This window comes from Halomonas sp. BC1 (genome assembly GCF_002078135.1).
In the GTDB taxonomy this organism is placed as follows: Bacteria; Pseudomonadota; Gammaproteobacteria; order Pseudomonadales; family Halomonadaceae; genus Vreelandella; species Vreelandella stevensii.
This window is the reverse complement of the sequence record NZ_LFGS01000019.1, coordinates 270,374-288,818: the sequence shown is the minus strand read 5'-3', so window position 1 is coordinate 288,818 and position 18,445 is coordinate 270,374. Positions and strand designations below refer to the sequence as shown.

Here is an 18,445-nt window from a genome sequence, read left to right as displayed (position 1 = left end):
ACAGGCGCTGCATGGGAGAACACAATGACGATCTGCCTCGCCCCCCAGATAACGTCTCACGTACCTTCTCAACCGCTGCCACCGTCTAACGTGCGTCAGCGCCTTGCCTCTCCCCACCGCCAGGTAAACCAGGACGGTCAAGTGACCCGGCACAACACCTATGCCCTACGCATTCGCGGCGACCGCTTGCAGGCCAGCCAGCTCTTCGACGGTGATCTGCTCATCATTCATCGCCATCAGCACGACACCCAGCAGGAAACGGCCACCCTGACCATCAACGATCGCCAGCTTCCCTTGAGCCATTTATCGATTACCCGCCTGGGGGTGCACTTGTGCCCCGAAGATACAGCAGTGCCCGCGCTATTCCTGCATAATGGCGACATCCAGGTGCTGGGCATGGTCATGGGCGTGGCGCACCACACCCGGCAGACTCGGCACCACTGATTCGCGCTCATGTTGGCCAGGAGTCCTGCTTGCGTTACCACGTTCCCGACATTGCCCCCGAGGCGTGGCACTCCACCGAGACCGAGGTAGAGAAAAGCCAGTTTCTGACCTGGCTATGCCACGCCCCCAGCACCAGCGCCTTCGATGCCCTGCTCCAGGCCGCCAAAATCGCCCACCCCAATGCCAGCCACCACTGCACCGCCTTTATCGCTGGCCCACCGGGGGAGCAGACCCGCATTGGCTTTTCGGATGACGGCGAGCCCGGCGGCACGGCGGGACGGCCCATGTTTCAGGCGCTGCAAGGTAGCCAGCTAGGGGAAGTGGGTTGCGTGGTCATTCGCTACTTTGGCGGTACCAAGCTGGGCACCGGTGGGTTGGCCAGAGCCTACGCCCAGGCCGTCAACGCGGCGCTGGAAACACTGCCTACCCGGGAGGTGATCGAGCGCGACAGCTACCGGTTACGTGTAGGCTTCGCCCATGAAGCGCAGGCCCGAGCCTGGTGTGAAGAGCAGGAACTGCCTGTGGAACAGGCTGAGTACGATGGGCATGGCGTGTGCCTGACCATCGGCTGGCCCAGCGACGTGGCGCTGGATATCAGCGGTCTGGAGAATCGCCTGAAAACGGCCGTGGCATTCGAAGCACTGTAAGTTCACGGCCTGCCGATGAAGGCTCGGCAAGCCGTGACACAGCTCAGACTCGGGTTCAGCCCAGTTCTATCGCCAAGTACCCGTTCTATCTATAAGTACCAGCTCTATCCCAGGTACTTGATCATGACCCCGGCGGCCACCGCCGAGCCAATCACCCCGGCCACGTTCGGCCCCATGGCGTGCATCAGCAGGAAGTTATGCGGATTTGCCTCCAGGCCTACCTTGTTGGCGACCCGTGCGGCCATCGGCACCGCCGAGACGCCAGCCGCGCCAATCAACGGGTTGATGGGCATCCTGCTGACCATGTTCATGAGCTTTGCCATCAACACGCCTGCTGCCGTGCCGATAGCGAAGGCAACCATGCCCAGCCCTAGAATGCCCAGCGTTTCGAAGCTCAAGAAGCTCTCGGCCATGAGCTTGGAACCCACGGACAGGCCGAGAATGATGGTCACGATATTGATCAGCGCATTCTGCGCAGTATCCGACAGTCGCTCCACCACGCCACATTCACGCATCAGGTTACCAAAGCAGAACATGCCCAGCAGTGGCGCAGCGTCAGGCAGGAACAGCGCCACGGCAATCAGCAGCATCAGCGGGAAGATCACCTTCTCCAGCTTGGAGACCGGACGCAGTTGCGTCATGGCAATCTTGCGCTCTTTTTCGGTGGTCAACAGCCGCATGATGGGTGGCTGGATGAGCGGCACCAGTGCCATGTAGGCATAGGCCGCCACGGCAATGGCACCCAGCAGTTCTGGCGCCAACATGCTGGACACATAGATCGACGTCGGCCCGTCCGCCCCGCCGATGATGCCGATGGCGGCCGCCTGATTGAGCGAAAAGTCCATGACGCCCAGAGAGGTAAGCAGCACCGCCCCAAACAGCGTAGCAAAAATCCCGAACTGAGCCGCCGCGCCCAAAAACAGCGTACGCGGATTGGCCAGCAGGGGGCCAAAATCGGTCATGGCCCCCACGCCCATGAAAATGAGCAGCGGCGCAATGCCCGAGGCAATGGCAACGCTATAGAAGCTATACAGCACACCATCGCTGTAGCCTGCCCCCAAGGCAATGTCCTTGGCGGCGCGTAGCTGGTCGTAGGCTGCCGTGTCGTGAGCGACGGCTTTCAGCACTTCGCGCCACCCCTCAACACCTGACAACGGGTCCAGCGTGACGCCCAGTGCAGCCGCCATCTGCTGTAGCACGGCGGGCCTGGCCACTTCGATGGCTTGATCGAGCGCTGAAATGGCCAATCCCGCTTCCGGGATATTGGCCAGAATGCCGCCAAAGCCGATGGGCACCAGCAGCAAAGGCTCAAACTTCTTGTAGATCGCCAGGTAAAGAAGCCCCAGCCCTACCAGTACCATGACCGCCTGACCAGGCTGCAGGTTATAAAGCCCGGAGCCTTCCCATAAGGTGATTAGTTTTTCCATACCGGTGCCCTTAAAGCTCGATCAGCGCATCGCCAACGGCGACGCTATCGCCCTCGCTGACATTGACTTTGGACACCGTTCCGGCGCTGCTGGCACGCACCTCGGTCTCCATCTTCATGGCTTCGAGAATGATCACCACATCGCCCTCGGCCACCTGATCGCCAGGGCGTACGTTGACCTTGAAGATGTTGCCTGCCAGCGGCGCATCGATACTTTCACCGCTTCCTCCAGCGCTTTCTGCCGCTCCAGCACTAGCGCCTCCACTGGCGGCAGCCTGCTCCTTGATCTCGCCAATATCGCCGCCCTGGGCCACCTCGACCACATAGGCCTTGCCGTTGAGCTTGACGGTATAGGTTTCCGGGCCGCTGTTGACCACGGTGGCAGGTACCGCCGGTTCTGCCTTGGCAGGCACGGCCGCGTTTGTTGCTGCTTGTGGCGCGGGCTCGAAGGCTTCCTTGTTGTCACGGTTCTTGAGGAACTTCAGGCCAATCTGCGGGAAGAGCGCGTAGGTCAGCACGTCATCCACCTGCCGCTCGCCTTCTGCCAGGCGCAGCTTGTCGGCACTGGCTTTCTCTTTCAGTTCCGCGGCCAGGCGCTCCATTTCCGGTGACAGGTTGTCCGCAGGGCGGCAAGTGATCGGCTCGCCACCTTCCAGCACGCGCTTTTGCAGCTCCACATTGAAGGGGGCAGGCGCTGAGCCGTATTCACCTTTCAACAGCGCCTGGACCTCCTTGGAAATCGACTTGTAGCGCTCGCCCATCATGACGTTCATCACAGCCTGGGTGCCCACGATCTGCGAGGTCGGCGTTACCAGCGGGATGAATCCCAGGTCTTCACGCACACGCGGAATTTCACTCAGCACGTCATCGAGCTTGTCGCCAGCGCCCTGCTCTTTCAGCTGGCTCTCCATGTTGGTCAGCATGCCGCCCGGCACTTGCGCCACCAGAATGCGTGAGTCGATCCCCCGCAGCGAGCCCTCGAACGCCGCATACTTTTTGCGTACCTCACGGAAATAACCGGCGATGTCCTCCAGCAACTCCAGGTCCAGCCCCGTGTCACGGTCCGTATCCTTGAGCATTGCCACCACGGATTCAGTAGGGCTGTGCCCATAGGTCATCGACATCGAGGAGATAGCCGTGTCCACGTTATCGATCCCGGCTTCCACAGCCTTCAAAATGGTGGATGTCGAGAGTCCTGTCGTCGCGTGGCAGTGCAGGTGAACAGGAATGGAAAGCTCTTTCTTCAGACGCGTCACCAGCTCGAACGCCGTGTAGGGCGTCAGCAGCCCCGCCATATCCTTGATAGCCAGAGAGTCCGCGCCCATGTTGGCAATGGTTTTCGCAAGATCTACCCAGCTATCCAGGGTATGTACCGGACTGACGGTATAGGAAATGGTCCCCTGGGCATGACCACCCACAGCGCGCACCGCCTTGATGGCACGCTCCAGATTGCGCGGGTCATTCATGGCGTCGAACACGCGGAATACATCCACGCCGTTGGTTTTGGCACGCTCGACGAACTTGTCGACTACATCGTCGGCATAGTGACGGTAGCCCAGCAGGTTCTGCCCGCGCAGCAACATTGCCTGCGGCGTGTTGGGCATTGCCTCTTTCAGGGCACGAATGCGCTCCCAAGGGTCTTCACCCAGATAACGAATACAGGCATCGAAGGTGGCGCCGCCCCAGGTCTCCAGCGACCAGTACCCGACCTTATCGAGCTTTTCGGCGATAGGCAGCATGTCGTCGAGCCGCAGCCGGGTCGCGAATAGCGACTGGTGGGCATCGCGCAACACAACATCAGTGATTCCTAGCGGACGTTTTACATCGTTCATGGTCGTGACTCACCGTTTAGCTTTATTGACTTGTAGTAAATTTAGCAAAATTCATTCTTGAAGAGGGAGTGTATTCGTTATCCATTCCGCCGTTAACGGCGATGCGCAGCCCGATAACGGTGCACTGCAGCACTGATCACGGCCACCACCTCATCGTCAAGGCCTGCCTGAGCAGCGGTCTGACGGCCTTTCCGCTTGGCAGCCGGTGCCACCGGTGCGGGCTGAAAACGCCCAACCAGCTTCGACATCAGCGTGACACTGATCACCAAAACCGTAAGAAAAACAAAAACAAACCCCATACCAAGCCCCATCAGGGCGAGCCCCTCCTGGAGTAACTCCGACCCTTGCATAGCGTGCTCTCCTTGTTGTGTAAGGTGGTTGGCACACCAAACGCCTCCAGCGGCGCTTGGCGGAGTAAGGGTAATACACTAACCTGCCACATCCAGCATAGAATGCAATCGCGCCATAGTGGAAGTCATGGTTGTTAATTTACTACATAAAGGCAAGATTGGCCTTGCGCCAATGGAAGGGGTCATCGACGCACTCACCCGCGACCTGCTCACCCGCCAGCCCGGTTTCGACTGGACGGTGACAGAGTTCGTGCGTGTGGTGGATACCCGCCTTCCCCCCAGAGTGTTTTACAAGCACTGCCCTGAGCTCCAACAGCGCCCTGTGGCTACTCCCAGCGGCATCCCGGTGCACCTGCAGCTACTCGGCTCCGACCCCAGCGCGCTGGCCGAGAATGCCCGTCAGGCGCTAGCACTGGGCGCCATCAGCGTCGACCTCAACTTTGGCTGCCCGGCCAAGCTGGTCAACCGTCACGATGGCGGCGCCTCCCTGCTGCGCCAGCCCGAGCGGGTCTACCAGGCTGTCAGGGCGGTTGCTGATGCCTTGGCCGGTGAGATTCCGGTCACCGCCAAGATACGTCTGGGCTTCGCCAATCGACGCATGGCGGTAACCTGCGCCCAGGCGACCCAGGCAGGCGGCGCCGCACGGCTGGTGGTGCATGGACGAACCCGAGACGAGGGCTACCGCCCGCCCGCGCACTGGGAGTGGATCGGCAGAGTTCGTCACCACGTGGACATCCCCGTGGTGGCCAACGGCGATATCTGGACGCTGGAAGACTACTGGAAGGCGCGCACGCTGTCGGGCTGCCATGACGTCATGCTGGGCCGCAGCGCCCTGGCTGACCCCTGGCTGGCACCCCGCATTCGCCACTGGCAGGAAACCGGCGAGCGGCTGCCGGATACCACCTGGGCAATGCGTGCCAGCGTGCTACAAGAGTACGCCGAGCATCAACGCCAACAGCTACCGGATCGCGTCGTGGTTTCTCTGGTAAAACAGTGGCTGGCACAAATGCGCCAGGGCAATGGCGAAGCCGAGCAGCACTTTCAGCGCCTGAAGCGGGTCACGGACCTGGACATACTGCTCGACAGCCTGGTGCCGTAACGCTTCGCCCTCTGACTCAGACCCCAACGCTTACGAACCAAAAAAAGCGCCCTTCCGCAAGATGCGGGGGCGCTTTACACGATCGCAAGAGCAACGTGCGAGCTACGTTGGTCAGGCTAGAAGCAGAAAACCCGCTCTCTAATAAGAGAGCGGGTTTTGAAATCTGGCGCGCCCGGGAGGATTCGAACCTCCGACCACCTGATTCGTAGTCAGGTACTCTATCCAGCTGAGCTACGGGCGCTTGACAGTCATGCTTTTCTCGAAAAGCAATGAATCCACTGTAACATCAAAACCTTACGTTTGCAACTTGGCGCGCCCGGGAGGATTCGAACCTCCGACCACCTGATTCGTAGTCAGGTACTCTATCCAGCTGAGCTACGGGCGCATAGCTAACGATGTTACATGGTGCGGCTGGCGGAGAGAGAGGGATTCGAACCCTCGATAGGGCTATAAACCCTATACTCCCTTAGCAGGGGAGCGCCTTCAGCCACTCGGCCACCTCTCCTCAACAGCACGGCGCGAATGTTACCGATTATGGGGACTGGTGTCCACCCCTGTGCCGATTTTTTTCACGCCGCCCTGATAGTTACCGCTACAGCGCCCTTTTTGAGCACAACACTGGCGGCCATTTATTCCACTTCGCTTTCGCTATTGCGTTCACGCTGAATGCGCTGATAGATCTCTTCACGGTGTACCGCGACATCTTTTGGTGCGTTGACACCAATGCGCACTTGATTACCTTTCACACCTAACACTGTGACGGTGACTTCATCACCGATCATCAGCGTTTCGCCAACGCGGCGGGTTAGGATGAGCATGGCTGATCTCCTTCTCAGACGTTTGATACAACGGGATGTGTCCGCCGGTAGCGCCACCACGCCATTATGCGGCATGGTGACCCCTGCTACCAATGGCTTTAACCCTATGACACCTTAACCTCCCGTTGAATGGAAGCCCACCACCACACGGCAGCGAGTACCCTCAGCGTAGAAGGTTTGAGGGACAAGTGTTATTCAGATTCGCTATCGGCCTTATCCAAGCCAAATGCCTTATGCAAGGCATTGACCGCAAGTTCCATGTGTTTTTCGTCGATCACCACGGAAATCTTGATTTCAGACGTCGATACCATACGAATATTCACGTTCTCTTCGGCCAGCACGCGAAACATCTTCGATGCTACGCCGGCATGTGAACGCATACCGACACCTACCAGCGACACTTTGGCAATGTTGTCGTCGCCGCGCAGTTCACCGCCGCCCAGATCGGGAATGACGGTCTCTTCCAGCAGCTTCTTGGTGGCCTTGTAGTCACCTTTTGCCACCGTGAAGGTGAAATCGGTGTAATCACCTGCCGGTGCTACATTTTGGACAATCATGTCCACTTCAATGTTGGCGTCGGCAATCGGACCTAAAATACGCGAGGCAACGCCGGGCACATCGGGGGTATTCAGCAGCGTCAGCTTGGCTTCGTTCTTGGTAAACGCGATACCGGAGATTAGCGGTTCTTCCATAGAGTCCTCGTCTTGGTCAGAGTCTGCAACAATCAGGGTGCCAGGGCCATCTTCAAAGCTCGACAGAACCCGCAGCGGTACGTTGTACTTGCCAGCGAATTCCACCGCGCGAATCTGCAGCACTTTGGAGCCCAGGCTGGCCAGTTCCAGCATTTCCTCTACCGTGATGCTCTCCAGGCGCTGAGCCTTGGAGCAGACACGCGGGTCGGTGGTGTAAACACCGTCCACATCGGTATAGATCTGGCACTCATCAGCCCCCAGGGCCGCTGCCAGCGCCACGCCAGTGGTGTCCGAGCCGCCACGCCCCAGCGTGGTGATGTTGCCGTTTTCGTCCACCCCCTGGAAACCGGCGACCACCACGACCTTGCCAGCGTCCAGATCGGCTTTCAGATCGTCGGTTTCGATACGCTGGATACGCGCTTTGGTATACGCGCTATCGGTATGAATGCCTACCTGTGCGCCGGTGTGCGAGGTTGCCGAGACGCCAATGTGCTGCAGCGCCATAGCCAGCAGAGAGATGGTGACCTGCTCGCCTGTCGAGAGCAGCATATCCATTTCACGCGGGGCGGGGTCTTCGTTCAGGGCATGCGCCATATCGGTCAGGCGGTTGGTTTCGCCACTCATCGCAGAGACGACGACGACGACCTGGTGCCCCTGATCACGAAAGCCCTTGACCTTTTCCGCCACGGCTTTGATACGGTCGACAGAGCCCACCGAAGTGCCGCCGAACTTCTGTACGTATAGTGCCATATGCCGTTTTTCCTTTACGTTCGGGAATGGAGGGTGAATGTTGTTATTGCCAATTTTCCTGACGTACAAAAAGGCCGGTAGCAAATAATGCCACCGGCCTTCTCATTTAGCTAAGCGTGTTTTCCAACCAGGCCGGAACGCTATTCAACGCTCCGGGCAGCGCATCGGGCTGGCTACCACCCGCCTGAGCCATGTCGGCGCGACCGCCTCCTTTGCCGCCAACCTGCGACGCCACATGGTTGACCAGCTCGCCAGCCTTCACACGGCCGGTCAGATCAGCCGTGACACCTGCAATAAGACTGACCTTGCCAGCATCGGCATCGGCTACGCCCAGCATGATGACGCCCGAGCCAAGCTTGTTCTTGAGCTGATCCAACACGCCGCGCAGGTCCTTGCCAGAGACGCCTTCGAGCTGGGTGACCAGCAGCTTCACACCCGCCACTTCCTGCACCTGGCTGAGCATGTCGCTACCTGCCGCGCTGGCCAGCTTGGCCTTCAGCTGCTCCAGTTCTTTCTCCAGGCTGCGGTTGCGCTCGACCAGCGATTCCACGCGTGCTTCCACCTGCTCGGGCTTGGTTTTCAGACGCTCGCCCAAGCGCTGTACGCGGGCCTCCTGCTCGCGGAAGTAGGCCAGCGCGTTTTCCCCGGTAATCGCTTCGATACGGCGCACGCCGGAAGCGATGCCCACTTCACTGATCACGTGGCAGCAGCCGATGTCACCACTGCGGCTCACGTGAGTACCGCCACACAGTTCGATGGAGAAGTCATCGGCACCAATGGTCAGTACGCGCACGCTATCGGCGTATTTCGCTTCGAACAGCGCCGCCGCGCCTTTGGCCTTGGCCTCAGCCAGGCTCATCTGTTCGATTTTCGTTGGCGCATTGGCCAGAATCTGGGCGTTGACGATGCGCTCCACTTCGGCAATCTGTTCAGCGGTCATCGGTTCGAAGTGGCTGAAGTCGAAGCGCAGGCGCTCGGCGTTGACCAGCGAGCCCTTCTGCTGAACGTGATCCCCCAGCACCATGCGCAGTGCTTCGTGCAGCAGGTGGGTCGCCGAGTGGTTGCGCAGCGTGGCAGTACGCAGGCTGGCATCCACCTCGCCGCGCACGCTGGCACCCACGCTCAGCGAGCCTTCCACCATCACACCCTGATGCAGGTGATGGCCGCGCTGCTTCTGGGTATCGGTGACCTGGAAGCGGCCACCGTCGACGTGCAGGTAGCCTGTGTCGCCTACCTGGCCGCCGGACTCGCCATAGAACGGCGTGCGATCCAGCACCACGGTGCCCTTCTGGCCCGCTTCCAGGGCCGCCAGTGCATTGCCTTCGCTATCCACGAGTGCCATCACGGTGGCCTTATCGACCAGCTGATCGTAGCCGGTAAACTGCGTCTCGCCTTCCAGGTCGATGGAGGCGGTGTAGTCGGCACCGAACTGGCTGGCGGCGCGGGCACGTTCACGCTGCGCCTCCAGCTCACGCTGGAAGCCCTCTTCATCCAGGGTGACTTCCCGCTCGCGGCACACGTCGGCGGTCAAATCGAAGGGGAAACCGTAGGTATCGTACAGCTTGAACACAGTCTCACCGGGCAGCACGTCGCCTTGCAGCTCTTCCAGCGCAGCATTCAGCAGCCCCATGCCGTGATCCAGCGTACGGGCGAACTGCTCCTCCTCTTTCAGCAGCACGCGGGCAATCTGCTCGCTGGCCTCACGCAGCTCGGGGTAGGCATCGCCCATTTCGGCATCCAGCGCGCTCACCAGCTTGTGGAAGAACGGCTCGGCCGCACCCAACTTGTGGCCATGGCGAATGGCGCGACGGATGATACGACGCAGTACGTAGCCGCGCCCTTCGTTGGAAGGCAAGACACCGTCGGCAATCAGGAAGGCGCAGGAGCGGATATGGTCGGCAATCACACGCAGCGAGGGCGTCGTCGTGTCCGGATGCCCGGTGGCCTTGGCAGCGGCTTGCAGCAGGTTCTGGAACAGGTCGATCTCGTAGTTGGAGTGAACGCCCTGCATCACCGCCGCCACGCGCTCCAGCCCCATGCCGGTATCGATCGACGGTTTGGGCAGCGGGTGCAGCGTGCCATCCGCTGAACGGTCGTACTGCATGAAGACCAGGTTCCAGATTTCGATGAAACGGTCACCGTCTTCCTCAGGCGTTCCGGGCGGGCCACCCCAGACTTCCGGGCCGTGATCGAAGAAGATCTCGGAACATGGGCCACAGGGGCCGGTGTCACCCATCTGCCAGAAGTTGTCCTTGGCACCAATGCGCGCAATGCGATCATGCGGCACGCCAATCTCATCGGCCCAGATGGCGTAGGCCTCGTCATCTTCGGTGAACACCGTGACCCACAGCTTTTCGGCAGGCAGCCCCAGACGCTCGGTCAGGAACGTCCAGGCAAAGCGGATGGCATCACGCTTGAAATAGTCGCCAAAGCTGAAATTGCCGAGCATCTCGAAGAAGGTGTGGTGGCGCGCGGTATAGCCGACGTTATCCAGGTCGTTGTGCTTGCCGCCAGCACGCACGCAGCGCTGTGAAGACGCCGCACGAACGTAGGGGCGCGGATCTCGGCCTAGAAAAACGTCCTTGAAGGGCACCATGCCCGCATTGGTGAAGAGCAGCGTCGCGTCGTTGCCCGGCACAAGTGAGCCGGTGGGTACGACGGTATGCCCTTGCTGTTCGAAATAATCGAGAAAGGCCTGTCTGAGTTCTGCGCTTTTCATAGGGTATCCGTGACAAGAAAGCGTGATGCCCCAGGGCGCTGTCGCCGCTACCCGCTGGGGTCGCAAAACGCCCATTATAACGCAGTTGTCAAACGACTAAAGCCGCAGATAGTGGCAGAGCCCCTAATGACACAATAAATAGAGGGCGGGTGGCACGATAAATAGAGGACGGGAACCGCGTGGTGAACAGCCTTGAGCGGGCTTATAAACAGCCCTGAGCGGGGTTATAGACAGCCCTGAGCGGGCTTATAAACAATCCTGAGCAGGCAGATGCCCTCCCTGAACGGGTTAAGAAGAGGGCGACAAACAGGACAGTGCATAGCGGATTTGCTCAAAATCGAAGCCACGCCCAGCCAGAAAACGTTCTCGCTTGGCGCGCTCCTTGGGCGTCTTGCCCGGCGAGCTGAAGCGTCGCTCCAGCGTTTGGCGGGCCAGCTCGAACCAGTCCACGGCTTCGCGCTCTTCCACCGCTGCCAGCGCAGCGGCACAGGTTTGCGCGTCGACACCGCGCTGACGCAGCTCGCCCTTGATGCGAATCACTCCCTGCCCGCGGGCGATGCGTGAACGGATGAAGCTTTCGGCAAAGCGCTCATCCGACTGCAGCGCCTGCTCGGCCAACCCATCGAGGCAGGCGCTGATCTCGTCGGCATCGAAGGCCTTTTGCTCGAGCTTGCGGGCCAGCTCGGCGCGGGAGTACTCACGCCGAGCCAGCCACTGAATGGCCCACTCTCTGGGCGAAGCGTCGGCGTTAGTAGAGAACACTCACGCCTCCTGCTCGACGGCCTGGTTCAAAGCAGATCGTCATCGCCTTCGGCGGCCACATCTGCTGCAGGGGCTTCTTCTTTCTTCGGCTCTACCTTGGCCAGCAGTTGCTCACGGATTTGCGACTCGATCTCTTCCATGATCGCAGGATGCTCTTCCAGGTACTGGGCCGCATTGGCCTTGCCCTGGCCAATCTTGCTGCCCTTGTAGCTGTACCAGGCGCCCGCCTTGTCCACCAGGCTGCACTGCACGCCCAGGTCGACGACCTCGCCTGCGTGATAAATGCCCTTGCCGTAGAGGATCTGGAACTCGGCCTGACGGAACGGCGGTGCCACCTTGTTCTTCACGACCTTGACGCGGGTTTCGTTGCCCGTGACTTCGTCGCCGGACTTCACGGAGCCCGTGCGGCGGATATCCAGACGCACGCTGGAGTAGAACTTCAGGGCATTACCCCCGGTGGTCGTTTCGGGGCTGCCGAACATCACGCCGATCTTCATGCGGATCTGGTTGATGAAAATCACCAGACAGTTGGCGTTCTTGATGTTACCGGTGATTTTACGCAGCGCCTGGGACATCAAGCGGGCCTGCAGGCCTACGTGGGAATCGCCCATTTCGCCTTCGATCTCGGCACGGGGCGTCAGGGCCGCCACGGAGTCGATGATGATCACGTCCACGCCGCCCGAACGGACCAGCATGTCGGTGATTTCCAGCGCCTGCTCACCCGTATCGGGTTGCGAAACCAGCAGGTCGTCCAGATTGACGCCGAGTTTTTCGGCGTAGCTGGGGTCCAGCGCGTGCTCGGCGTCGACGAAGGCACACACTTTGCCCTGCTTTTGCGCCTGGGCAATGACCGACAGGGTCAGCGTGGTTTTACCGGAGGACTCTGGGCCAAAGATTTCGACCACACGACCAAACGGCAGCCCGCCAATGCCGAGCGCAATGTCCAGTCCCAGCGAACCGGTGGAGACAGACGGCATGACGACACGGGGCGCATCGCCCAGACGCATGACGGTGCCTTTGCCGAACTGACGATCGATCTGACTGAGTGCCGCATTCAGCGCTTTGGTGCGGTTGTCTTCCTGAGCCATGCAGAGATTCCTCATAACAAGCTGTATAATTAGCCAGTAGTATGCCAAAGATCGGCGATGAAACAAATCCTCGGCGGCAACTTTAACGATTATTTCCTGGTGGCCTGCGCGGAAAGCCGAGCGACCAACCCTGCCAGGGCTTCACGTACCGCCTGCTCGCGCACCGCCTGCCGGTCACCCGGAAAATGAAAGCATTCGGCCTGCTGGCTCTCGGCATCGCCCCAGGCCAGCCATACGGTGCCCACCGGCTTCTCCTCGCTACCGCCTTCCGGCCCGGCCACACCACTGACGGCCACGGCCAGGTCGGCACCGCTGTCACGACAGGCGCCCGCTACCATGGCACCCACGACCGCTTCACTGACCGCGCCGTGGGCTTCCAGCAGGGCAGGTTCGACCCCCAGCAGGCGGGTCTTGGCGGCATTGGAGTAGGTCACATAGCCTGCGGTGAAGTACGCCGAGCTGCCAGCCACGGAGGTAATGGCGCTGGCAATGCCACCTCCCGTGCATGACTCGGCGGTGGTCACTTCGACATGCAACTGCTGGCACAGCCGTCCAAGTCGTTGAGCCAACAGTGATAAATCGAGGTTCTTGAGACTGGAAACACTGGGGGCCATGGTGACTCCTTCATGTAAGACCTTAGGGTAGCGTAGAATACTGCGTTTAGCTTTCTCAACGAAATTGCCCAACGAACATGCCGCATGCCGTTCAGGTCTGCGCCACGCTCAATCAGGACGCTCATGTCACAGGCCAGCCCCGCCCATACGCCGATGATGGCGCAGTATTTGAAAATCAAACGCGAGCACCCCGAGGTATTGCTGTTCTACCGCATGGGGGACTTCTACGAACTGTTTTTTGACGACGCCAAACGGGCGGCAGCGCTGCTGGATATCACCTTGACCCAGCGCGGTCAATCGGGCGGCAAGCCGATCCCCATGGCAGGCGTGCCTTATCACAGCGCCGAGGGCTACCTTGCCAGGCTGGTAGCGGGTGGCGAATCGGTGGCCATTTGCGAGCAAATTGGCGACCCCGCCACCAGCAAAGGCCCTGTCGAGCGCCAGGTGGTGCGTATCGTGACCCCTGGTACGCTGCACGACGAGGCGCTGCTGGATGCCCGCCGCGACAACGTGCTGGTGGCCGTGGCCCCGGGCAAGGAAGGCTGGGGGCTTGCCTGGCTGGAGCTTTCCAGCGGGCGCTTCAACGTGCTGGAGGTAGAGAGCGAGGCCGAAATGCTGGCCGAGCTAACCCGCCTGTCACCTGCCGAACTGCTGGTGCCTGAAAGCCTTTCGCTACCCGACGCCTGGTCCCAAAAGCGCAGCCTGCGCCGCCAGGGTGAATGGCTATTCGACCTGGAAAGCGCCACGCGCAGCCTGTGCGACCAGTTCGAAGTCAGCGACTTGCGCGGGTTTGGTTGCGCGCATCTCTCTACCGCTTTGGTGGCTGCAGGCGTCTTGATCGACTATGCCCGGGACACCCAGCGCTCGCGGCTGCCCCATGTCACGTCCATCAGCGTGGAGAATCGCGACGACGCGGTGGTGATCGACGCGGCCAGTCGCCGCAATCTGGAAATCGACATCAACCTCGGCGGCAACGGCGACAACACCCTGGCCAGCGTACTGGATACCTGCGCCACCGCCATGGGCTCACGGTTGCTCAAACGCTGGTTGAACCGCCCCCTGCGCCAACGGGAGATCGTCGAAGGACGCCAGGCGGGCGTTGCCCTGCTCTCCATCGATGCCGCTTACATGAGCCTGCGCGAGACGCTGAGCGATGTAGGCGACGTGGAGCGGATTCTCGCCCGGGTTGCCCTGTACAGCGCTCGTCCACGTGACCTGGCAAGACTGCGTGACGCCCTCGCCACGCTGCCTACCCTGGAAGCGCTGCTGGCCGATATCGATACCGGTAGCGCTCTGGACGGCCTGACACCGCACATCCGCCCCTACCCGACGCTGGCCGATACGCTGAGCCGAGCCCTGGTCGACAACCCACCGGTGGTGATTCGTGACGGCGGCGTGATTGCCGATGGCTTCGATGCCGAGCTGGATGAACACCGGGGCATGGCCGAGAACGCGGGCGATTACCTGGTCCAGCTCGAACTGCGCGAACGCGAGCGCACCGGCCTGGCCAACCTCAAAGTGGGTTATAACCGCGTCCATGGCTACTTCATCGAGCTGCCCCGCTCCCAGGCCCAGCAGGCGCCCGCAGACTACATTCGTCGCCAGACGCTGAAAAACGCCGAACGCTTCATCATTCCCGAGCTGAAAGAGTTCGAAGACAAGGCACTGTCCGCCAAGTCACGCGCACTGACTCGAGAGAAATGGCTCTACGACCAGCTGTTGGCCACCCTGAATGAGCAGCTGCATGCCCTGCAAGCCACCTCGCGGGCCTTGGCCGAGCTGGACGTGCTGTGCGCCTTTGCCGAACGTGCCGAGGCGCTCAACTGGGTGCGCCCACGGCTGGTCGCCACCACGGGCATTACCATTACCGCGGGCCGCCACCCGGTCGTGGAGCAGGTCAGCGACAAACCGTTCGTGCCCAACGATGTCATGCTGACGCCGGAACAGCACATGCTGATCATTACCGGCCCCAACATGGGGGGTAAATCGACCTACATGCGCCAGACGGCCCTCATTGCCCTCCTGGCGCACAGCGGCAGTTTCGTGCCTGCCGATGCCGCCGAGGTTGGCCCCGTCGATCGTATTTTCACCCGTATCGGTTCCTCCGATGATTTGGCAGGCGGGCGCTCCACCTTCATGGTGGAAATGACCGAAACCGCCAATATCCTGCACAATGCCACCGAGCACAGCCTGGTGCTGATGGACGAGATCGGGCGCGGCACCAGCACCTTCGACGGCTTGTCGCTGGCCTGGGCCAGCGCCGAACATTTGGCCCAGGCCCGCGCACTGACGCTGTTCGCGACGCACTACTTCGAAATGACCGCGCTGCCCGAGCAGGCCGAGGGGGTGGCCAACATTCACCTGACGGCTACCGAGCACGGAGATGGCATCGTCTTCATGCACCGCATCGAAGCCGGCCCCGCCAGCCAGAGCTACGGGCTACAGGTAGCGCAACTGGCAGGCGTACCGGGGCCGGTGATTCGTCGCGCACGGGAGAAGCTGATGACGCTGGAACAGCGTGACGTGGACACCCAGCAGCGGCCCTTGTCAGGCTCCCAGGCCCCTCAGCAGAACGACCTGTTTGCCAGCGCGCCACATCCGGTGGTGGACGCACTGACCGGCACCGACATCGACGACTTATCACCCCGCGAGGCGCTGGATCTGCTCTACCAGTGGCGCTCGATGCTGTAAACACGGGTGAGATTGATGCCTGGCGCTTGCCGCCATGGGGCAGCACTACTAAAATGGCGCCACATTTAGCTTATAAAAAACGGCTAATCTATAACCATTCGCGATTAAACACGACCGGAGCACGCTCCGGTCCCGCAAGAGGGATAGTGAGATGACGTTTGTCGTTACCGAGAACTGCATCCAATGCAAGTACACCGACTGCGTGGAAGTTTGCCCGGTCGACTGTTTCTATGAAGGCCCCAACTTCCTGGTCATCCACCCGGATGAGTGCATCGATTGCGCCCTCTGCGAGCCGGAGTGCCCCGCCGAGGCCATTTTCTCGGAAGACGAGCTACCGGATGGGCAAGAGCAGTTCATCGAGATCAACGCCGAGCTGGCCGACGTGTGGCCCAACATTGCCGAGAAGAAAGACCCGCTGCCCGATGCAGAAGAGTGGGACGGCAAGCCTGGCAAGCTCGAAAAGCTGGAGCGCTGATCGCAGCGACACGGCATTGCCTGAGAACCAGCGTTCGCGCTGGTTTTTTTGGACCTGACTGATGCGCAGGCAAAAAAAGGCGGCCCGTAGGCCGCCCGCTCCAAGCACTTCCTCTGACCACTCCTTGGGTCAACCTCCTCAGGTGGCTTCCTTGCCAGGGCTCACATCACTGTGTCACCCGGCGCACCTGCCTACATCCCGTTTGCATCCTGCCTGAAGCATCCTTGCCTCCCCTTGTCCTGGATGCATTGTGGCAGAACAGCGCAACTTCTCAAGCGGACCCAATACGCAAAAGGCGAGCCCAAGGGGCTCGCCTTTTTTTCATAAAACCCAACCAAGACAATCACTTAAAGTTGGATTAGTGAAAAATTCGCTTTTTCTTACAAGGTACCGAGCGAATGTCGTCGGCATTTGTAAGAGATCTCTTACAAATTTTTGAGAGATCTCTTACACGCCGCCTCTGGTTTTTCGCTTATTGGCCCTTGATGGCCTTCAAACCAGGGTAAGTCACTTCCCCCAGCTCTGCTTCGATGACCAGCAGACGGTTGTATTTGGCCACACGGTCAGAACGACATAGCGAGCCGGTCTTGATCTGTCCTGCACAAGTGCCCACGGCCAGGTCGGCAATGGTGGTGTCTTCGGTCTCACCACTGCGGTGAGAGATGACCGCCGTGAAGCCAGCGTCCTGGGCCATCTTGATCGCATCGAGGGTTTCGGAGAGCGAGCCAATCTGGTTGAACTTGATCAGGATCGAGTTACCGATCTGCTCGTCGATGCCACGCTTGAGGATCCTGGTGTTGGTCACGAACAGGTCATCGCCCACCAGCTGCACCTTGTCGCCCAGCTTGTCGGTCAAGGCTTTCCAGCCCGCCCAATCGGATTCGTCCATGCCGTCTTCGATAGAGACGATGGGGTAGTCCGCACACAGGCCCGCCAGGTAGTCGGCAAACCCTGCGGAGTCGTAACGCTTGCCTTCTCCGGCCAGGTCGTACTGACCTTCCTTGTAGAATTCGGAGGCAGCACAGTCCAGCGCCAGGGTGACATCGCTGCCCAGGGTATAACCGGCATCGGCCACCGCCTGCTTGATGACGGCCAGTGCCTCGGCGTTGGATGTCAGGTTGGGCGCGAAGCCACCCTCATCCCCTACCGAGGTAGACAGCCCCTTGGCAGACAACACTTTCTTCAGCGCGTGGAAAATTTCCGCGCCCATGCGCAGGCCTTCACGGAAGTTGGCAGCACCGACCGGCTGCACCATGAACTCCTGAATATCCACGTTATTGTCGGCGTGCTCACCGCCGTTGAGGATGTTCATCATCGGTACCGGCATGCTGTACTGGCCAGGCTGACCGTAAAGCTCGGCAATGTGCGCATAAAGCGGTACGCCCTTGGCGTTGGCAGCGGCTTTGGCAGCGGCCAGCGACACGGCCAGAATGGCGTTGGCGCCCAGGGTGGCCTTGTTGTCGGTGCCGTCCAGCGCCAGCATGGCGTCATCCAGACCGCGCTGGTCCCGTGCATCCATCCCCAACAACGCATCACGGATCTTGCCATTCACGGCGTCCACGGCTTTCAACACGCCTTTGCCGAGGTAACGCGCCTTGTCGCCATCACGCAGCTCGAGTGCTTCGCGGGAGCCGGTAGAGGCACCGCTGGGCGCGCAGGCGCTGCCTACGGCACCGCTTTCCAGACGCACGGTGGCCTGAACGGTCGGGTTGCCGCGCGAATCGAGCACTTCCAGCGCACTGATTTCAACAATTTTGGTCATGACAGTGTCCTTTGGTTGTCGGTCTGATGGAGGTTAGGTCCAATGTATACCACGAATTTCCGCAGCGATTAACGGATGGTCAAAGGGTCAAACCCCTTCACCAGGCCATCCAACTGCGCCAGCTGAGTCAGAAACGGTTCCAACTGGTCCAGCGGCAGCGCACACGGGCCGTCGCATTTGGCGTTGTCCGGGTCCGGGTGGGCTTCCAGGAACAGCCCCGCCAGGCCTACCGCCACGCCTGCACGGGCCAGCTCGGCCACCTGGGCACGGCGGCCG

General features: G+C 60.5%; 15 protein-coding genes, 3 tRNA genes and 1 pseudogene. 5 read left to right on the top strand and 14 right to left on the bottom strand.

What is annotated here, in order from left to right:
• Positions 1-24 precede the first annotated feature (24 nt).
• On the top strand, positions 25-444 hold the full coding sequence (locus tag B7L72_RS15360; protein WP_249273212.1) for a S24 family peptidase: 420 nt from the start codon (positions 25-27) through the stop codon (positions 442-444).
• Between the two features lie 29 nt (positions 445-473).
• The gene (locus B7L72_RS15355; RefSeq protein ID WP_081137331.1) at positions 474-1,091 is read left to right on the top strand and encodes an IMPACT family protein; all 618 of its coding nucleotides are present in this window, start codon (positions 474-476) and stop codon (positions 1,089-1,091) included.
• Between the two features lie 104 nt (positions 1,092-1,195).
• Here the strand turns inward: B7L72_RS15355 and B7L72_RS15350 are convergent, their stop codons facing one another.
• From B7L72_RS15350 to B7L72_RS15340, 3 genes are all read right to left on the bottom strand, one after another.
• The gene (locus B7L72_RS15350) at positions 1,196-2,518 is read right to left on the bottom strand and encodes a sodium ion-translocating decarboxylase subunit beta (RefSeq protein ID WP_081137329.1); all 1,323 of its coding nucleotides are present in this window, start codon (positions 2,516-2,518) and stop codon (positions 1,196-1,198) included.
• A gap of 10 nt (positions 2,519-2,528) precedes the next feature.
• Positions 2,529-4,349, bottom strand: a complete 1,821-nt coding sequence (gene oadA, locus B7L72_RS15345; RefSeq protein WP_081195355.1) for a sodium-extruding oxaloacetate decarboxylase subunit alpha — start codon at positions 4,347-4,349, stop codon at positions 2,529-2,531.
• Between the two features lie 92 nt (positions 4,350-4,441).
• Positions 4,442-4,699 carry an OadG family protein gene (locus B7L72_RS15340; RefSeq protein WP_081137325.1) on the bottom strand — a complete coding sequence of 86 codons (258 nt, stop codon included), beginning with the start codon at positions 4,697-4,699 and terminating at the stop codon, positions 4,442-4,444.
• A gap of 127 nt (positions 4,700-4,826) precedes the next feature.
• On the opposite strand from B7L72_RS15340, the gene B7L72_RS15335 reads away from it, so the two are divergent.
• A complete protein-coding gene (locus tag B7L72_RS15335) occupies positions 4,827-5,798 on the top strand; it encodes a tRNA dihydrouridine synthase (RefSeq protein ID WP_232710848.1) in 972 nt (323 codons plus the stop codon).
• 164 nt (positions 5,799-5,962) lie between these two features.
• On the opposite strand, the gene B7L72_RS15330 is transcribed toward B7L72_RS15335, so the two are convergent.
• The 9 genes from B7L72_RS15330 to B7L72_RS15290 all read right to left on the bottom strand — a co-directional run bounded on the left by B7L72_RS15330 (position 5,963) and on the right by B7L72_RS15290 (position 13,241).
• Positions 5,963-6,039: transfer RNA gene (locus B7L72_RS15330), tRNA-Arg, on the bottom strand.
• Between the two features lie 67 nt (positions 6,040-6,106).
• Positions 6,107-6,183: transfer RNA gene (locus B7L72_RS15325), tRNA-Arg, on the bottom strand.
• A 27-nt stretch (positions 6,184-6,210) separates the two neighbouring features.
• A tRNA-Ser gene (locus tag B7L72_RS15320) sits at positions 6,211-6,303 on the bottom strand.
• Positions 6,304-6,427: 124 nt separating this feature from the next.
• Positions 6,428-6,616 carry a carbon storage regulator CsrA gene (csrA, locus tag B7L72_RS15315; protein WP_016914837.1) on the bottom strand — a complete coding sequence of 63 codons (189 nt, stop codon included), beginning with the start codon at positions 6,614-6,616 and terminating at the stop codon, positions 6,428-6,430.
• 191 nt (positions 6,617-6,807) lie between these two features.
• Entirely contained in the window at positions 6,808-8,058 is a 1,251-nt protein-coding gene (locus B7L72_RS15310) for an aspartate kinase (protein WP_016914838.1), read from the bottom strand.
• Between the two features lie 106 nt (positions 8,059-8,164).
• Positions 8,165-10,777, bottom strand: a complete 2,613-nt coding sequence (alaS, locus tag B7L72_RS15305) for an alanine--tRNA ligase (protein WP_081137322.1) — start codon at positions 10,775-10,777, stop codon at positions 8,165-8,167.
• A 288-nt stretch (positions 10,778-11,065) separates the two neighbouring features.
• Positions 11,066-11,539 carry a regulatory protein RecX gene (locus B7L72_RS15300; protein ID WP_081195353.1) on the bottom strand — a complete coding sequence of 158 codons (474 nt, stop codon included), beginning with the start codon at positions 11,537-11,539 and terminating at the stop codon, positions 11,066-11,068.
• Positions 11,540-11,565: 26 nt separating this feature from the next.
• The gene (recA, locus tag B7L72_RS15295; protein WP_016914841.1) at positions 11,566-12,627 is read right to left on the bottom strand and encodes a recombinase RecA; all 1,062 of its coding nucleotides are present in this window, start codon (positions 12,625-12,627) and stop codon (positions 11,566-11,568) included.
• A gap of 89 nt (positions 12,628-12,716) precedes the next feature.
• Positions 12,717-13,241, bottom strand: coding sequence for a CinA family protein (locus tag B7L72_RS15290; protein ID WP_016914842.1), 525 nt, complete (start codon positions 13,239-13,241; stop codon positions 12,717-12,719).
• Positions 13,242-13,364: 123 nt separating this feature from the next.
• Here B7L72_RS15290 and mutS point away from each other — a divergent pair, with 123 nt between their 5' ends.
• Together mutS and fdxA are read left to right on the top strand one after the other, a co-directional pair.
• Positions 13,365-15,932, top strand: coding sequence for a DNA mismatch repair protein MutS (gene mutS, locus B7L72_RS15285; RefSeq protein ID WP_081195351.1), 2,568 nt, complete (start codon positions 13,365-13,367; stop codon positions 15,930-15,932).
• Positions 15,933-16,083: 151 nt separating this feature from the next.
• The gene (gene fdxA, locus B7L72_RS15280; RefSeq protein ID WP_016914844.1) at positions 16,084-16,407 is read left to right on the top strand and encodes a ferredoxin FdxA; all 324 of its coding nucleotides are present in this window, start codon (positions 16,084-16,086) and stop codon (positions 16,405-16,407) included.
• A 472-nt stretch (positions 16,408-16,879) separates the two neighbouring features.
• Here fdxA and eno read toward each other — a convergent pair whose 3' ends face one another.
• Positions 16,880-18,169, bottom strand: a complete 1,290-nt coding sequence (gene eno / locus B7L72_RS15275) for a phosphopyruvate hydratase (protein ID WP_081136470.1) — start codon at positions 18,167-18,169, stop codon at positions 16,880-16,882.
• A gap of 68 nt (positions 18,170-18,237) precedes the next feature.
• Positions 18,238-18,445, bottom strand: a pseudogene (locus B7L72_RS15270) (3-deoxy-8-phosphooctulonate synthase); the annotation flags it as partial.

Bases quoted from the DNA above. Each gene is read 5' to 3' on its own strand.
- B7L72_RS15360 (WP_249273212.1), top strand. From the start codon at position 25: ATGACGATCTGCCTCGCCCCCCAGATAACGTCTCACGTACCTTCTCAA.
- B7L72_RS15350 (WP_081137329.1), bottom strand. From the start codon at position 2,518: ATGGAAAAACTAATCACCTTATGGGAAGGCTCCGGGCTTTATAACCTG.
- oadA (WP_081195355.1), bottom strand. From the start codon at position 4,349: ATGAACGATGTAAAACGTCCGCTAGGAATCACTGATGTTGTGTTGCGC.
- B7L72_RS15340 (WP_081137325.1), bottom strand. From the start codon at position 4,699: ATGCAAGGGTCGGAGTTACTCCAGGAGGGGCTCGCCCTGATGGGGCTT.
- B7L72_RS15335 (WP_232710848.1), top strand. From the start codon at position 4,827: ATGGTTGTTAATTTACTACATAAAGGCAAGATTGGCCTTGCGCCAATG.
- csrA (WP_016914837.1), bottom strand. From the start codon at position 6,616: ATGCTCATCCTAACCCGCCGCGTTGGCGAAACGCTGATGATCGGTGAT.
- B7L72_RS15310 (WP_016914838.1), bottom strand. From the start codon at position 8,058: ATGGCACTATACGTACAGAAGTTCGGCGGCACTTCGGTGGGCTCTGTC.
- alaS (WP_081137322.1), bottom strand. From the start codon at position 10,777: ATGAAAAGCGCAGAACTCAGACAGGCCTTTCTCGATTATTTCGAACAG.
- recA (WP_016914841.1), bottom strand. From the start codon at position 12,627: ATGGCTCAGGAAGACAACCGCACCAAAGCGCTGAATGCGGCACTCAGT.
- B7L72_RS15290 (WP_016914842.1), bottom strand. From the start codon at position 13,241: ATGGCCCCCAGTGTTTCCAGTCTCAAGAACCTCGATTTATCACTGTTG.
- mutS (WP_081195351.1), top strand. From the start codon at position 13,365: ATGTCACAGGCCAGCCCCGCCCATACGCCGATGATGGCGCAGTATTTG.
- fdxA (WP_016914844.1), top strand. From the start codon at position 16,084: ATGACGTTTGTCGTTACCGAGAACTGCATCCAATGCAAGTACACCGAC.
- eno (WP_081136470.1), bottom strand. From the start codon at position 18,169: ATGACCAAAATTGTTGAAATCAGTGCGCTGGAAGTGCTCGATTCGCGC.